This is a genomic window from Rhodococcus wratislaviensis (assembly GCF_041228765.1).
Classification (GTDB): Bacteria; Actinomycetota; Actinomycetes; order Mycobacteriales; family Mycobacteriaceae; genus Rhodococcus_F; species Rhodococcus_F wratislaviensis.
In genome coordinates this window covers 6,030,670-6,045,348 of sequence record NZ_CP150488.1, presented here as the reverse complement: position 1 = coordinate 6,045,348, position 14,679 = coordinate 6,030,670, and the positions used below count along the sequence as shown (strand labels likewise).

Below are 14,679 nucleotides of genomic sequence, written 5' to 3'. Positions count from 1 at the left end.
GCGTGAGCCGTCCTGTCATAGTTCTGGACATGATCGAGATTCGGAATGCGACGCCGGACGACTACGAGGCCGTCGGTGACCTCACGCTGATCGCCTACGTGGGTGGCGGATTCGTCGAGGCGCACGATCCGTACACGAACCGGTTGCGCGACACCGCCGAGCGGGCGGAGAAGGCGGATGTGCGGGTGGCCGTGATGGAGGGCCAGATCGTGGGTTCCGTCACTATCGCGGAACCGGCTTCCCCGTACGCCGATGTCGCGCAGCCGGGCGAACTCGAATTCCGGATGCTCGCCGTGTCACCCGACGCCCGCGGTGCCGGGGTCGGGTCGGCGCTCGTGCGGCACGTGCTGGACACGGCATACGACCGCGGGGACCGCGCGGTCGTGATGTCTACCCAGCCCGACATGGAAGACGCCCGCCGGATCTACGACCGCAACGGTTTCGTGCCTGTGCCCGAACGCAATTGGGCACCAGTCCCCGGTGTCGAGCTGACCGTCCTGGTCCGCGAGCTCGTCTGAGGCGGCCACCGCCGGACCTCTCGGACGGCGCGGTGGTCAGCTCAGCGGTGGTCAGCTCAGAACCGTCGCGATGATGCCGGCGAGGTAACCCAGCCGGGCGATCTCGGACGGACGGAATTCCGGGCCGCCGGGGCGGCCGAGCATCAGCACACGTCCGGTCGTCCCGAGGGGAGCCGCCGCGAGTGTGGTGTTCATGTCACGCCACACCTGGGGGACCCAGTCGCCCTCGCCGTCGAGCGCGGTGGGTTTCTCCAGCGGCATCCACGGGATCTCGGTGGCGTGGGTCTCGGGAGCTCCCGAGCTGCCGACCACACGGTATGCGCCGTGCGGGCCGAGGTCGGCGACCACGGACCAGCCGACCCGGAGCACGCGCGGCGCCCCGTCGACGAGGACCTGCAGTCGATCGTCCGCCGCGGTGGCGACCTGGTCGATGAGCTCGAGCTCGCGGTGGGTGTCGAGGATTCCGGCGTACGGCCGGATGGAGTCGACGGTGACGCCGGGCAGGTTCTCGGCGGCGGTGATGAGGGTGTCGGGGAGCGATCCCGGCTCGACATCGACCACGAGGTCGTCGATGGCGAATCCGGCACCCCGTTCCACCACGTCGAGCGACAGAATGTCAGCACCCACCGAGCCCAGGGCGACGGCGAGAGAGCCGAGGCTACCGGGACGGTCGGGGAGCTGGACGCGAAGCAGATACGACACGTGCGTCCCTTTCACCACGAGATAGACGCGGGAGTACCTGCGACCCCCGTCGCTCACCATCCTTGCACTTTCGTTCCCGAGTATGCGGTCCCCCCTGCGGCTTCGCCGGGGACGGGACGGGGACTCGCAGGTCGCGCTCGATTCGTGACACTGCCGATACGGATTCGCCTCGTCCGCGAAACACGACAGCCCAAACATGGGTGCATGAACACCACGGCAACGGGAGTGACGACGTCCGTCTCGCGGCGGGTGGCGGCGGGCCGGGAACAGGAATTCCTGCGCTGGACGGACGCCGGCATGGCGATGGCGGGCACGTTCCCGGGGTTCCTGGGCGGGGGCTGGCTGCGTGCGGCATCCGATCCCGAGCAGTACCACGTGGTGTACCGGTTCGCGGACGAGGACACTCTCGACGCGTGGACGACGTCGCCCGCCAGGAAGGTGTGGGTAGGCAGGGGGACGGGCCTCGCACAGGACACGGTCACTCACCGGCTGACCGGGGTGGAGGGCTGGTTCGAACCGCAGTCGACGCTGACGCACGCCGTACGGGTGAGTGCACCACCGCCGCGGTGGAAGCAGGCGGTCACCATCTGGCTCGGTTTCTTTCCGATCTCACTCCTCATCGCGATGTTCGTCACTCCCCGGCTCTCGGCGCTGGACGTGGTGACCCGCACCGTGGTGGCGTCGGTGGTCACGACTCCGGTGATGGTCTTCGTGGTTCTGCCGTTCCTGACGGGCAGGTTGCGGCGCTGGCTGCACGGCTGATCGGGCCACGCTCTAGGCTGGACCCACTTGTGTACGTCCGAACCGAAAGGGGCCCCGCGGTGCCTGCCATCTCCCGTGACGAGGTCGCGCACCTCGCGCGGCTGTCTCGACTCGCCCTGACCGATGCCGAGCTCGACGAGTTCGCCGGTCAGCTGGACTCGATTCTCAGCCACGTGAAGGTGGTCACCGAGGTGCCCGCCGAGGATGTTCCGCCGATGGCGAACCCGAATGCGGTCACCAACGTGACCCGTCCCGACGTGATCGTTCCCGGCCTGACTCCCGAGCAGGCGCTCTCCGGCGCCCCGGCTGTCGAGCAGGATCGCTTCGCCGTCCCGCAGATCCTTGGAGAGGGCGAATGAGCGCCGAACTGACCACTCTCGACGCCGCAGATCTCGCGTCGAAGATCCACAGCCGTGAGGTGTCGTCCGTCGAGGTCACCCAGGCGCATCTCGACCGCATCGCCGCGGTCGACGGTGAACTGAACGCCTTCCTGCACGTCGCAGGCGAGCAGGCCCTCGTGTCGGCGAAGGAAGTCGACAGCAGCCTCGCCGCAGGCAATGCGCCCGCCTCCCCGCTCGCGGGAGTTCCGTTGGCGCTCAAGGACATCTTCACCACCACCGACATGCCCACCACGTGCGCGTCGAAGATTCTCGAGGGCTGGATCGCACCGTACGACGCGACGCTCACGACGAAACTGCGCGAGGCCGGCATCCCGATCCTGGGAAAGACCAACCTCGACGAGTTCGCGATGGGTTCGTCCACCGAGAACTCCGCCTACGGCCCCACCCGCAACCCGTGGGACACCACGCGCATCCCGGGCGGCTCGGGCGGCGGCAGTGCCGCCGCCCTCGCGTCCCGGCAGGCCCCGCTCGCGATCGGCACCGACACCGGAGGCTCGATCCGTCAGCCCGCCGCCGTCACGGCGACGGTCGGCACCAAGCCGACGTACGGCACGGTCTCCCGTTTCGGACTGGTGGCCTGCGCGTCCTCGCTCGACCAGGGTGGTCCGTGCGGCCGCACGGTCCTCGACACCGCGCTGTTGCACGAGGTCATCGCCGGGCACGACCCGCGTGACTCGACGTCGATCGACGCACCCGTGCGCCCCGTGGTGGCGGCCGCGCGTGAGGGCGCCGGTGGCAATCTGAAGGGCGTGAAGGTCGGTGTGGTCAAGGAACTGCACTCCGACAGCTACCAGCCCGGGGTCATCTCCTCGTTCGACGCCGCCGTCGCGCAACTCACGGAGCTCGGTGCCGAGGTCGTCGAGGTGTCGTGCCCCAACTTCGAGTACGCGCTCGCGTCGTACTACTTGATCCTGCCGAGCGAGGTGTCGTCGAACCTCGCGCGCTTCGACGCGATGCGGTACGGACTCCGCATCGACGAGGGCGACATGAGCGCCGACCAGGTGATGGCTGCGACGCGCGCCGCCGGCTTCGGCCCGGAGGTCAAGCGCCGCATCATGATCGGTACCTACGCGCTGTCGTCCGGCTACTACGACGCGTATTACGGTCAGGCGCTCAAGGTGCGGACGCTCATCGCCAGGGACTTCGAGAAGGCCTACGAGAAGGTGGACGTCCTGGTGTCGCCCACCAGCCCGTTCACCCCGTGGAAGCTGGGCGAGAAGGTCGGCGACCCGCTCGCGATGTACCTCTCGGACCTGTGCACGCTGCCCACCAATCTGGCCGGGCACTGCGCGATGTCGGTTCCGTCGGGACTGTCCGCGGACGACGGTCTGCCGGTGGGACTGCAGATCATGGCGCCCGCGCTGGCCGACGAGCGGCTGTACCGCGTCGGTGCCGCGTACGAGGCCGCACGCGGTCCGATCGGCTCGCCGAACTAGGAGCAGTCGGGCAGGGCGGTGCCCTGCTCGCTGCCGTAGCGGTGTCCGTGCCCGGCCGCGAAGTTCAGCGCGGACACCAGGTCGACGCTCGTCTGCAGGAACGTGATGCCCGGAATCCATTGGGGGACCGGCGCATCGCGTACTGCGAGCGAGAGGTCGGGTCGGTGGACGATCAGGTCGGGGGACCACCACACCACCGGGTCGGACGTGTTCGCCAGCACCGTCGCCCCGTCCGTCAGTACGGAGCCTGCGGGCGGCCCTGCCCACAGTGCGCCGCAGACACGCTCGCGGAGTTGGTCGGCGTCGGTGAAAATTGCACTGCCGCCGACGGACCCGAGGCTCTGGCCGTAGACGTACAGCGCCGGGCGCAGGAGGTCGGGAAGATCGGCGATCCGCTCGGCGACGGCATCGAACAACGCTGCCGCCGATTCGTCTGCGGCGGAACGTCCGAACACGAACGTGATCCAGCTCGGCAGGTACGAGTACTGCATGCCGACGATCGCGACGTCGTCGTCGAAGCGTTCCTCGAATCCCTCGGCGGCGTTCTCGTCGATCCACCCCGAGCCGGTGGGCACCGTGACGACGATGGCGGACCGGGTGAATCCGCCGGCCCGCTCGAGTTCCGAGACTGCCAGTGCCGCACGCGATTCGACGTCCGGTGCCGAATCCATCCCCACATAGGTGCGGATGGCGGCCGACTGCTCGCCCGCCGCCACGAACCGTCGTCCCTGGCGCCCGAGCGACTCCCAGCTGATCGCGGAGTCCGGGCTGCCGGACAGTTCGGCGGACATCGGCCGGTGCAGGGACACGTCGACGAGCGCGTTGGAGTCGCTGTAGGAACGCGACATCATTCCCCACAACGCCGGTCCGGCGACCAGTTGCAGTGCGGTCGCGAGAACGACGGCGGTGGTGGCGCTGCCGATCCAGCCGAGACGTCGGGCGACCGTGCCGACGACGCTGCCGATGCCGGCGAACAGCAGGAACGTCAGAGCAGCCACGATGATCGCCTGCATCCAGTGGTCCGGCCCGATGCCCGGCATGCCCATGGCGGCGCGCAGCGAATCCTGCCAGTGGTCGGCGAGCACGATCGCCCAGGACACGACGATCATGGCGCCGATCAGCACCAGCAGACGCACCGAGTCCCGCGGAGGGTGGTTGCTGCGCGAACGGGTGACGAGGTACCGCAGGCGGCGGGCGAGGACGACGAAACCGAAACCGATCGCGGCGAGGACGCCGGTGAACAGGGCCTGCGTCAGCGCACTCCGGGGGAGCAGTGAGGGAGCGAGAGATGCGAGTGTGACGGCGGTGACGACGATCGTGGAGGAGGCGCGGGGGAGGGCGGAGACCGGGATCGTCGTGACCAGAGTGCGGCGCAGGGCATTCGGCTTCGTGTGCGAGCGACTGTGCACCGTGCTCCGTCCGGGACCGGACAGAGCGGTGGTGGTCATGCGACGGCTCCGACCGGATGCGGCCGGCGGCGGATCGACCAGGCCGCGCCGGCGAGGAGCACGACACCGACACCGCCTGCCAGTGCATACGGGAGTCCGGATTCGGTGACCGGTGCCGAATAGCCCTGGCGCCAGCTGTTTCCGGTGACGAAGGTGGTCGCGACGTTTGCCATGACGAAGCACTGCGCCCGTGCCTGCTCGTCGGCGCGGGTGTCGCACGCCGCGTGCATGCGCTGATCCAGCTGCGTGTCGAGGCTCTGCCGCGCCCAGGGACCCAGGTCCTCGCCGGACCGGGACGCGTACCGCAGAAGGTCGTACCCGAGGTCGTGCGCCTTGCACGACGTGTCGAACTCGAGGGGCAGCGGCACGGGAGACGAGCAGTCCCCGCCGGGATTGGCGAGCATTCCGTCGATCGGCACCGGCGTGTAGCCCATCACGTCGGCGAAGTCCGCGGGAATGGAGTCCTCGGAGATTTCGGCCGGTGCGGTGAGGGTGTGCACCGCGGCGGAGGCGGCGGCGTTCTCGTGCCGGGGCGTGCTCGCGGCGCCGGTGCCTGCGAATCCTGTCGTGGTCAGTAGTGCGGTTGCGGCGCACGCCACCGCGGCCCAAGTCGTTCTCCGTGTCCCCGTCTTTCGCATGACGAGAACGTTATGAATTCGTGTTGCGGGGCCACATCACCCCGGAGTCCGGTTCGATCCCTGGCCTCGTGGTGCGAGGGGGCCCCGATCTCATACTCCGGGGCTACGCCGACATGAGCCCGGGGTATGAGGACACTGCGTGACCACGGTTTCTACTGTCGACGGTGTGAAGACGAAGACGCGCATCCGGAGAGCCGCCGAAGGCCAGTGGCTGAACGTGGCAATCGTCGTGGTCACGGCGATCCTGTTCGCCGTGGCGTGGCCGACCCTGCAGCTGACCCACCAGGTCAGTCCTCCCATTCAACCGTTCGTGGCGGCGCTCGCGACGTTCCCGTTCCTGCTCATCCGGTCGAATCCGGCGCTGGCCTGGGCCGTCTCCGCGGTCTCGGCGCTGGTGATTCCGCGCGTCTTCGCACTGCAGGACGGCTACGACTACCCCTGGCAGGTGGTCCACATCCTGGTGATGCTCGCCCTGCTGGCCGCCGTCAGCATGCGGGCCGCGATTCCGGTCGTGGGCGTGGCATGGATGTCCACCGTCCTGCTGTTCCTCGCCGACACCCCGGGCACCAACGGCCGCGGGTGGGCGGTGGGCCTGACCGCGATCGTCGTCTTCGGCCTGCTGATCCGGTGGCTGGTGCTCTCCCGCCGGCAACTCGCGCAGCAGGAGGAACTGAGCGAGCTCGAGCGCACTCGCCGGACGATCCTGGAGGAGAAGGCGCGCATCGCCCGGGACCTGCACGACGTCGTCGCGCACCACATGTCGATGGTCGTGGTGCAGGCGCAGAGCGCGCCGTACCGCATCGCCGACATGTCGGACGAGACGCGGGCCGAGTTCGAATCGATCGGGGCCGCCGGCCGCGCCGCGCTGAACGAGGTCCGCGGACTGCTCGGAGTGCTGCGCAGCGACGGCCAGCTGGCAGAGCACGCGCCCCAGCCCGGGGTGCAGCAGATCAGCGAGCTACTCGAGGGCAGCCGCAGGGCAGGCATTCCCGTCGCCTGGCACGTCGACGGTGACCCGACGCTCGTGTCGGAGTCGGTCGGACTCGTGATGTACCGCATCCTGCAGGAATCCCTCGCCAACACGGCCCGCCACGCGGCGGGCGCCGCGGTCGAGGTGAAGATCGCGTACGAGTCGCCGATCGCGTCGGTGTCGATCGTGAACGGCCCGCCGAGGCGGAGCCTCGTCTCGGCCCTGACCAGGCACGAGTCGACCGGCGGCAACGGCATCATCGGAATGCGTGAGCGTGCGCAGGCAGTCGGGGGCGTACTCACCACCCACCTGCACGACAACGGCGGATTCGAGGTCCACGCCGAGTTCCCGGTTGCCTCCGCCTAGGCTGGCTGGGTGGCCATCACCGTATTCATCGCCGACGACCAGGCTATGGTCCGGCAGGGCTTCGGAGCCCTGCTCGCCTCACAGCCCGACATCAGTGTCATCGGTGACGCTCCGGACGGGGCGGTGGCGGTGAGCGAGGTCCGGCGTCTGCGGCCCGACGTGGTCCTGATGGACGTCCGCATGCCGGAGATGAACGGACTCGACGCGGCCCGCGTCATCCTGTCGGCCGGTTTCGATCCGCCGGTGCGGGTGCTCATGCTCACCACGTTCGACGTCGACGACTACGTGTACGAGGCGCTGAGCATCGGGGCCAGCGGCTTCATGCTCAAGGACGCGCCCGCGGAGGAACTCATCCGTGCGGTGCGGGTGGTCGCGGACGGTGAGGCGCTTCTCGCGCCGACCGTCACCCGGCGACTCATCGCCGACGTGACCAGCCGCCGCAGCACGGCGCGCCGCAAACCGGCAGCGCTGTCGGCGCTGACGCCCCGCGAACGCGAGGTGCTCGAACTCATCGCCCGCGGCATGTCCAACACCGAGATCGCGGAGCGCCTGTTCGTCGCCGAGCAGACCGTCAAGACGCACGTCGGCAAAGTGCTGTCGAAGCTGGATCTGCGCGACCGCGCACAGGCAGTGGTCCTGGCGTACGAGAGCGGTCTCGTCACACCCGGCTGAGTGAACCGGCCGGTCCGAGGTGCTCGAACGCGGTTCGAGCGGCAAGATGTGTAAAGAGAACCACCATCACCACACGAGACGACGAGGGGTGCTTGGATGCGGATCGGAATGCTCACCGGAGGCGGCGACTGCCCCGGATTGAATGCGGTGATCAGGGCGGTGGTTCGGACTGCCGCCGGCCGATACGGCAGCTCGGTGGTGGGATTCCGTGACGGCTGGCGCGGCCTGCTCGAGGATCGCAAGGTCGTGCTGTCCAACGACGACCGGATCGACCGAATTCTCACCCGCGGCGGCACCATCCTCGGCACCGCGCGGGTCAACCCCGACAAATTGAAGGCCGGTCTCGACCAGATCCGCCAGACGCTCGACGACAACGGGATCGACGCGCTCATCCCGATCGGCGGGGAGGGAACGCTCACGGCCGCCAGCTGGCTCGCCGAGAGTGGGGTGCCCGTGATCGGGGTTCCGAAGACGATCGACAACGACATCGACTGCACCGACGTGACGTTCGGTTTCGACACCGCGCTGTCCATCGCGACCGACGCGATCGACCGCCTCCACACCACCGCCGAATCCCACCAGCGGGTGATGCTCGTCGAGGTGATGGGACGGCATGCGGGCTGGATCGCGCTGCACTCCGGGCTCGCGACCGGTGCGCATCTCACTCTCGTTCCCGAGGTCCCGTTCGACGTCGGCGAAGTCTGCTCCCTCGTGAAGAAGCGATTCCAGCGCGGCGATTCGCATTTCATCTGCGTCGTCGCCGAGGGGGCCACTCCGACCCCGGAGTCGATGAGTCTGCGCGAAGGCGGCATCGACGAGTTCGGTCACAAACGATTCACCGGCGTCGCGCAGCAGCTCGGCGACGAGATCGTCCGCCGCATCGGCAAGGAGGTGCGGACGACGGTGCTCGGGCACGTGCAGCGGGGTGGAACCCCGACGCCGTACGACCGGGTGCTCGCCACCCGCTTCGGGGTGCACGCCACCGACGCGGTCCACCGCGGCGACTTCGGCAACATGGTGGCCCTGCACGGCACGTCGATCGACCTCGTGCCGCTCGAGGAGGCGACCCGGCGCCTCAAGACGGTGCCGCGGGAGCGGTACGAGGAGGCGGCCGCATTTTTCGGCTGACCGCGTTTTTCGGTGAACGCCCGGACGCATAAACTCTGTGGCATGACTGCTGTCGACGCTCCGGACCTCCTCGACTACGACGAAGTGCTCGCCAAGTACGAGCCTGTTCTCGGCATGGAGGTGCACGTAGAGCTCGGCACCGAAACGAAGATGTTCTGCCCGTGCCCCACCGAGTTCGGTGCCGAGCCGAACACGCAGGTGTGCCCGGTGTGCCTCGGTCTGCCCGGGTCGTTGCCCGTCGTGAACGAGGCGGCGGTCGAGTCCGCGATCCGGATCGGGCTCGCACTGAACTGTTCCATCACACCGTGGGGCCGGTTCGCGCGGAAGAACTACTTCTACCCGGATCAGCCGAAGAACTACCAGATCTCCCAGTACGACGAGCCGATCGCCACCGACGGTTACCTCGACGTCGTCCTCGACGACGGCACCACGTGGCGCGTGGAGATCGAGCGCGCGCACATGGAAGAGGACACCGGAAAGTCGCTGCACGTCGGCGGCGCGACCGGGCGTATCCACGGTGCCAGCCATTCGCTGCTCGACTACAACCGCGCCGGGGTCCCGCTGGTCGAGATCGTCACCAAGACCATCAGCGGCGCCGGTGCCCGCGCCCCCGAGGTGGCCCGCGCGTACGTCACCGCGCTGCGCGACCTGCTGAAGTCGCTGAACGTCTCCGACGTCCGCATGGACCAGGGTTCGATGCGCTGCGATGCCAACGCATCTCTGATGCCGATCGGGGCGACCGAACTCGGGACCCGCACCGAGACGAAGAACGTCAACTCCCTCAAGAGCGTCGAGGTGGCGGTGCGGTACGAGATGCGCCGGCAGGCCGCTGTGCTGGAGGCCGGCGGTGAGGTGATCCAGGAGACCCGGCACTTCCAGGAGGCCGACGGGACCACGTCGCCGGGCCGCCGCAAGGAGACCGCCGAGGACTACCGCTACTTCCCGGAGCCCGACCTCGAGCCGGTCGCGCCCAGCGCGGAATGGATCGAGGAACTGCGTGGCACCCTGCCGGAGCTGCCGTGGGTCCGCCGTGCCCGGATCCAGGCCGACTGGGGTGTCTCCGACGAGGTCATGCGCGACCTCGTCAATGCGGGCGCCCTCGACCTCGTCATCGCCACCGTCGAGGCCGGTGCGTCCCCGGAGGCCGCGCGGTCCTGGTGGGTGTCGTACCTGGCGCAGCAGGCGAACACCCGCGGGGTGGAACTCGCCGAACTGCCGATCACGCCGGCCCAGGTCGCGCAGGTGGTCGCGCTGATCGACAGCGGGAAGCTCAACAACAAGGTGGCCCGCCAGGTGGTCGACCACGTCCTCGAGGGTGAGGGCGACCCCGAGCAGGTCGTCGCGAACCACCCCGAGCTGGTCGTCGAACGCGACGACACGAAGCTGAAGGCGGCCGTCGACGAGGCTCTGGCCGCGAACCCCGACATCGCCGAGAAGATTCGCGGCGGCAAGGTCGCGGCGGCGGGCAAGATCGTCGGCGACGTGATGAAGGCCACGCGCGGGCAGGCCGACCCGGCCCGCGTCAAGGAACTGGTCATCGAGGCCTGCGGCTGATCTCCTTCCGCACCAACGGGACGCTCGTTCGGATCAACCGAACGAGCGTCCCGTTCGTTTCGACGGGGGCGGGCCGTCAGTCGAATCCGCCGCCACCGGAGGGCAGGGGCATCTTGATCACACGGTCGTCGTTGGGTCCGGGCTGACCGGCGGTCTTGTTGACGGTGCTCACCCAGATGAGACCGTCGGGTCCGAGTGCAGCGCCGCCGAGTTGGCCGTACCGGTCCTGGACGATGACACCGGGGGCTGTCGTGACGGCTCCCGTGCCGGGGTCGGCAGCGAGTGCGGACATGGCCTTCGCGGTGCTCAGTGACACCGCAACGACGTCACCGGCGGCGACGCAGCCGCCGACGCCGGGCCGCTCCGGCCACGTCCACACCGGAGACGACACGGCTCCGTCGGCGCTGACCCGCAGGAGCCGGTCCTCCAACGCGGTGCGGTCGGTGACCCACACGGCCACACCCGGGTCGACGCACACCCCGCCGGCGGTCCCGATGCCCGACAGCACCACCTGAGGGCGGGGCTGCGCCGGAGTCGGTGCGGGCGACAGGGCGGTGACCTTCAGCAGTTTCCCGGCGAGGGACGCCGGATCGGCGGCCGCGGCGGCGTTGCCCGCGTTGCCGGTGAGGACCATCAGTTCGTCGCCCGAGAACTCGAGCGACCCCGCGTTGCCCGCGTCTCCGCGCGGGATCCCGCCGAGAACTTCCTTGGCGGAGTCTCCCGGTGCGATCCGCACCACCCGGTTGTCGGTCGGGGTCGTGACGTACGCGTAGATGAGGTTGTCCTCGACGAAACTCGGCGACAGCGCGATGTCGAGGAGTCCACCGTCGGTGCTGCCGTCGACGTCGACGTGCGCGATCTCTTTGGGGGTCTGCCCCTGGGCGACCTGCAGGATGCGTCCGGTCCGCCGCTCCGCGACCAGGGCGGTGGCCCCGTCGGGGAGGACGACGAGTCCGCCGGTGGTGTCGAGGCAGGTGGCGATCACGCTGGGGTCGGGATCCTGGCACGGTCCGAGCGGCCCGCTCGGCGGTGGGGTGGTCGTGGTGGACGGCGGCGGGTTCTCCGGTTCCACCTCGCCCCCCGAAGCGCCCGTCGGTTCGGGTGTGAAGGGGGAGGAGGCGGAGTCGTCGAATTTCGCGCATCCGGCGGCGAGGACCGCCGTCACGCACAGTGCGGACATCGCCATCTTGCGGGACGCCGTGCGGCGCCGCCCACCCACCATCATGATGGAGACGTTACGGAAGAGTGCGAGGTCGCCGCCACGCCGGTTCCGCCTACCAGCGATGTCCGGCCGGTCGACCTAGGCTTGACGGTGTGACTGACATGCGGAAAGACCCCAGCGAGTCGTCGGACCAGGGTGCTGCGGACCAGAGCGCCTCACCCGGCTACGGCAAGGTCTCGAGCCCTTACGACCTTCCCACCGAGCGCTTTCCGTCGGCCACGCCGACGTCCGGTTCCGCGGGGCAGCGTCTGCCGCACACCGATGACGAACTCGACTACGGCGATGCGCGCGGCGCCGGTCTCCCCACCGAGCAGATCCCCGCGTACCGGCAGTCGGGGGCGTCCGACATGTCGGACCAGCCGACGCAGGTGATCGGCGCGGGTTCCGGCGCATCCCTCGGGGCCACGGCGGGTGATTCGTCGACCGACCGGATCGGCGAGGGTGACGTGAAGATCGGCCGCGGCACCCTGGACCTCGGACTGCTGGCCCTGCGACTCGCGGTCGGCGGAACGGCACTCGTGCACGGTCTGCAGAAGCTGACGGGGATGTGGAACGGTCCGGGACTCGACGGGTTCGAAGAGGTGCTCGTGAACTCGGGGTTCCAGCAGGCGAAACTGCTCGCGATCCTGGGTGCGATCGGTGAGGTCGCAGGCGGTGCACTGCTGATCCTCGGCCTCGTCACCCCGCTGGCCGCGGCCTCGGTGCTGGCCGTGATGATCAATGCGTGGGCGTTCCGGCAGATCGCGGAACCGGGGCTCGAGTACTTCGCGCCCGCAGGCACCGAGTACGAGACGCTGCTGGGTGTGTGCGCCGGCGTGATCATTCTCACCGGGCCGGGACGCATCTCGCTCGACGGCCGCCGGGGCTGGGCGACGCGCCCGTTCATCGGGTCGTTCGCGGCACTGATTCTGGGCGTCGCCGCCGGTGTCTGCGTGTGGATCTTCCTGAACGGCGCCAACCCGCTCATCTGAGCGTCTCTTGCATACACGACTGCGCCGCACCCCGGATCGGGAGTGCGGCGCAGTCGTTTTCGTCAGAGATCAGCGTTGGACGAGTTCCGGGATGTTCTCCTCCTCGGGCGGGCCGGCCTGTGCGGCGAGCTTCTGTCCGAGGACCGACTTGCGCCGGCCGTAGGCGAGGTAGACGACGACGCCGAGGGCCATCCACACGAGGAACCGGATCCAGGTCTCGACCGACAGGTTCAGCATCAGCCACCCGCAGGCAAGGACGGCGAGGATGGGGACGAGCGGGACCAGCGGAACGCGGAATCCGCGGGGCAGGTCGGGACGCGTGCGGCGGAGGATGATGACGCCGATGCAGACGAGGACGAACGCGAAGAGGGTGCCGATGTTCACCATCTCCTCGAGCGTGCCCATCGGGAAGAAGGCGGCGAGGAGTGCGACCACGGCGCCGACGAACAGGGTGATGCGGACCGGGCTGCCGTTCTTGCCGGTCTTGGCGAGACCACGGGGCACCAGTCCGTCGCGGGACATGGCGAACAGGACACGGGTCTGGCCGAGCATCATCACCATCACGACGGTGGTGAGGCCCGCGAGCCCACCGAAGTTGATCGCGGTCTGGGCCCAGGTGATGCCGTGTGCCTCGAAGGCGGTTGCGAGGGTGGCGCTGCTGTCGCCGACGAGCGGGCTACCGGTCTTGAGGTCGGTGTACTTCACCATGCCGGTGAGCACGAGGGTGACGGCGACGTAGAGCACGGTGACGATGGCGAGCGAGCCGAGAATGCCGCGGGGGAGCGCCTTCTGCGGGTTCTTGGTCTCTTCGGCGGTGGTGGCGACGACGTCGAATCCGATGAAGGCGAAGAAGACGAGGCTCGCTGCGGCGAGGAGGCCGTACCAGCCGTAGCTGCTGCCGTCGGCTCCGGAGAGGAAGGAGAAGAGGGTCTGGTGCACACCCTGCGCGGCGCTCCCGTTGCTCTCGGCGGGCGGGATGTACGGGGCGTAGTTCTCCTTCTTGATGTAGAAGACGCCCACGGCGATGACGAGGAGAACGACGGCGAGCTTGATGGCCGTGATGACGGCGGACACGCGCGAGGACACCTTGGTCCCGATGGCGAGCACGATCGTGATGCCGCCGACGATGATCAGCGAGCCCCAGTCGAAGTCGATGGGACCGAGGTGGGCTGTGGTGGATCCGCTGAACCCGAGGACGTTACCCAGATAGAGCGACCAGCCCTTGGAGACGACGGCCGCTGCGAGGGCGAATTCGAGGATGAGGTCCCAGCCGATGATCCAGGCGACGAACTCGCCGAAGGTGGCGTAGGAGAACGTGTACGCACTGCCCGCGACGGGGACGGTGGATGCGAACTCGGCGTAACAGAGGGCGGCCAGGCCGCACGCGATGGCGGCGAGGACGAAGGCGAGCGAGATGGACGGCCCGGCGACGTTGCCTGCAGTCCGGGCGGTGAGCGTGAAGATGCCGGCGCCGATCACGACGGCGACACCGAAGACGGTGAGGTCCTTCGCGGTGAGTTCCCTCCGCAGCCGGGTGTCGGGTTCGTCGGTGTCCGCTATCGATTGCTCAACGGATTTCGTTCGCCAAATGCCGACTCCTGGCATGTGTCGCTCCTTGGTTGTGTTCCCGATGGCCTCGTGGGCCGGAGGTGTTCCGGTGGTGCTGCCGATTGTGATGTAGGTCTCAACGGCCAACTGAGGGAACCACTACTGAGCGCCGTGTGCAAGAAGCGCGGGCTCAACTGATCAATTCGATCAGTAGAACCTGTTCTGGGGTGTTGCCGCCTGAGCGAGTTGATCACCCGTGAGCGCGGTCACATCCGCGGCGGAATCGGTGGGCGCACCGACGACGGAAGCCGGGTGCCGCGGCAGGAAGCTCCTGCTGCGGCAC

General features: G+C 68.7%; 14 protein-coding genes. 9 read left to right on the top strand and 5 right to left on the bottom strand.

Annotated elements, in window-relative coordinates:
- Positions 1 to 29: 29 nt before the first annotated feature.
- On the top strand, positions 30 to 518 hold the full coding sequence (locus WKC72_RS28020; RefSeq protein WP_037245415.1) for a GNAT family N-acetyltransferase: 489 nt from the start codon (positions 30 to 32) through the stop codon (positions 516 to 518).
- 51 nt (positions 519 to 569) lie between these two features.
- On the opposite strand, the gene WKC72_RS28015 is transcribed toward WKC72_RS28020, so the two are convergent.
- On the bottom strand, positions 570 to 1,220 hold the full coding sequence (locus WKC72_RS28015; RefSeq protein WP_025432327.1) for an amino acid-binding protein: 651 nt from the start codon (positions 1,218 to 1,220) through the stop codon (positions 570 to 572).
- 204 nt (positions 1,221 to 1,424) lie between these two features.
- Between WKC72_RS28015 and WKC72_RS28010 the strand changes: the two genes are divergently transcribed.
- Genes WKC72_RS28010 through gatA form a run of 3 tightly spaced genes read left to right on the top strand, consistent with a single transcriptional unit; the run spans position 1,425 to position 3,819 of the window.
- The gene (locus WKC72_RS28010) at positions 1,425 to 1,982 is read left to right on the top strand and encodes an antibiotic biosynthesis monooxygenase (RefSeq protein ID WP_037245417.1); all 558 of its coding nucleotides are present in this window, start codon (positions 1,425 to 1,427) and stop codon (positions 1,980 to 1,982) included.
- 59 nt (positions 1,983 to 2,041) lie between these two features.
- The gene (gene gatC, locus WKC72_RS28005; RefSeq protein WP_005240352.1) at positions 2,042 to 2,341 is read left to right on the top strand and encodes an Asp-tRNA(Asn)/Glu-tRNA(Gln) amidotransferase subunit GatC; all 300 of its coding nucleotides are present in this window, start codon (positions 2,042 to 2,044) and stop codon (positions 2,339 to 2,341) included.
- The gene (gene gatA / locus WKC72_RS28000; RefSeq protein WP_037245420.1) at positions 2,338 to 3,819 is read left to right on the top strand and encodes an Asp-tRNA(Asn)/Glu-tRNA(Gln) amidotransferase subunit GatA; all 1,482 of its coding nucleotides are present in this window, start codon (positions 2,338 to 2,340) and stop codon (positions 3,817 to 3,819) included. Before gatC ends, gatA begins: the two co-directional genes overlap by 4 nt.
- On the opposite strand, the gene WKC72_RS27995 is transcribed toward gatA, so the two are convergent.
- Together WKC72_RS27995 and WKC72_RS27990 are read right to left on the bottom strand one after the other, a co-directional pair.
- A complete protein-coding gene (locus tag WKC72_RS27995; protein WP_370180455.1) occupies positions 3,816 to 5,267 on the bottom strand; it encodes an alpha/beta-hydrolase family protein in 1,452 nt (483 codons plus the stop codon). The genes gatA and WKC72_RS27995 overlap by 4 nt on opposite strands.
- A complete protein-coding gene (locus tag WKC72_RS27990) occupies positions 5,264 to 5,905 on the bottom strand; it encodes a hypothetical protein (RefSeq protein ID WP_112299400.1) in 642 nt (213 codons plus the stop codon). The genes WKC72_RS27995 and WKC72_RS27990 overlap by 4 nt, the downstream gene beginning before the upstream one ends.
- A gap of 139 nt (positions 5,906 to 6,044) precedes the next feature.
- Between WKC72_RS27990 and WKC72_RS27985 the strand changes: the two genes are divergently transcribed.
- The 4 genes from WKC72_RS27985 (at position 6,045) to gatB (ending at position 10,595) form a co-directional block, all read left to right on the top strand.
- The gene (locus WKC72_RS27985; protein ID WP_037245426.1) at positions 6,045 to 7,241 is read left to right on the top strand and encodes a sensor histidine kinase; all 1,197 of its coding nucleotides are present in this window, start codon (positions 6,045 to 6,047) and stop codon (positions 7,239 to 7,241) included.
- 9 nt (positions 7,242 to 7,250) lie between these two features.
- Positions 7,251 to 7,913 (top strand): response regulator transcription factor, encoded by a 663-nt coding sequence (locus tag WKC72_RS27980; RefSeq protein ID WP_005240363.1) that lies wholly within the window; start codon positions 7,251 to 7,253, stop codon positions 7,911 to 7,913.
- 96 nt (positions 7,914 to 8,009) lie between these two features.
- Complete coding sequence (locus tag WKC72_RS27975; RefSeq protein WP_009479670.1) at positions 8,010 to 9,041, top strand: ATP-dependent 6-phosphofructokinase; 1,032 nt, start codon at positions 8,010 to 8,012, stop codon at positions 9,039 to 9,041.
- 42 nt (positions 9,042 to 9,083) lie between these two features.
- On the top strand, positions 9,084 to 10,595 hold the full coding sequence (gene gatB / locus WKC72_RS27970) for an Asp-tRNA(Asn)/Glu-tRNA(Gln) amidotransferase subunit GatB (protein WP_112299399.1): 1,512 nt from the start codon (positions 9,084 to 9,086) through the stop codon (positions 10,593 to 10,595).
- A 76-nt stretch (positions 10,596 to 10,671) separates the two neighbouring features.
- Here gatB and WKC72_RS27965 read toward each other — a convergent pair whose 3' ends face one another.
- The gene (locus tag WKC72_RS27965) at positions 10,672 to 11,820 is read right to left on the bottom strand and encodes a sorbosone dehydrogenase family protein (RefSeq protein WP_037245433.1); all 1,149 of its coding nucleotides are present in this window, start codon (positions 11,818 to 11,820) and stop codon (positions 10,672 to 10,674) included.
- Positions 11,821 to 11,918: 98 nt separating this feature from the next.
- Between WKC72_RS27965 and WKC72_RS27960 the strand changes: the two genes are divergently transcribed.
- The gene (locus tag WKC72_RS27960) at positions 11,919 to 12,788 is read left to right on the top strand and encodes a DoxX family protein (protein WP_037245435.1); all 870 of its coding nucleotides are present in this window, start codon (positions 11,919 to 11,921) and stop codon (positions 12,786 to 12,788) included.
- 69 nt (positions 12,789 to 12,857) lie between these two features.
- On the opposite strand, the gene WKC72_RS27955 is transcribed toward WKC72_RS27960, so the two are convergent.
- Complete coding sequence (locus WKC72_RS27955; protein WP_370180453.1) at positions 12,858 to 14,393, bottom strand: amino acid permease; 1,536 nt, start codon at positions 14,391 to 14,393, stop codon at positions 12,858 to 12,860.
- Positions 14,394 to 14,679: the final 286 nt, after the last annotated feature.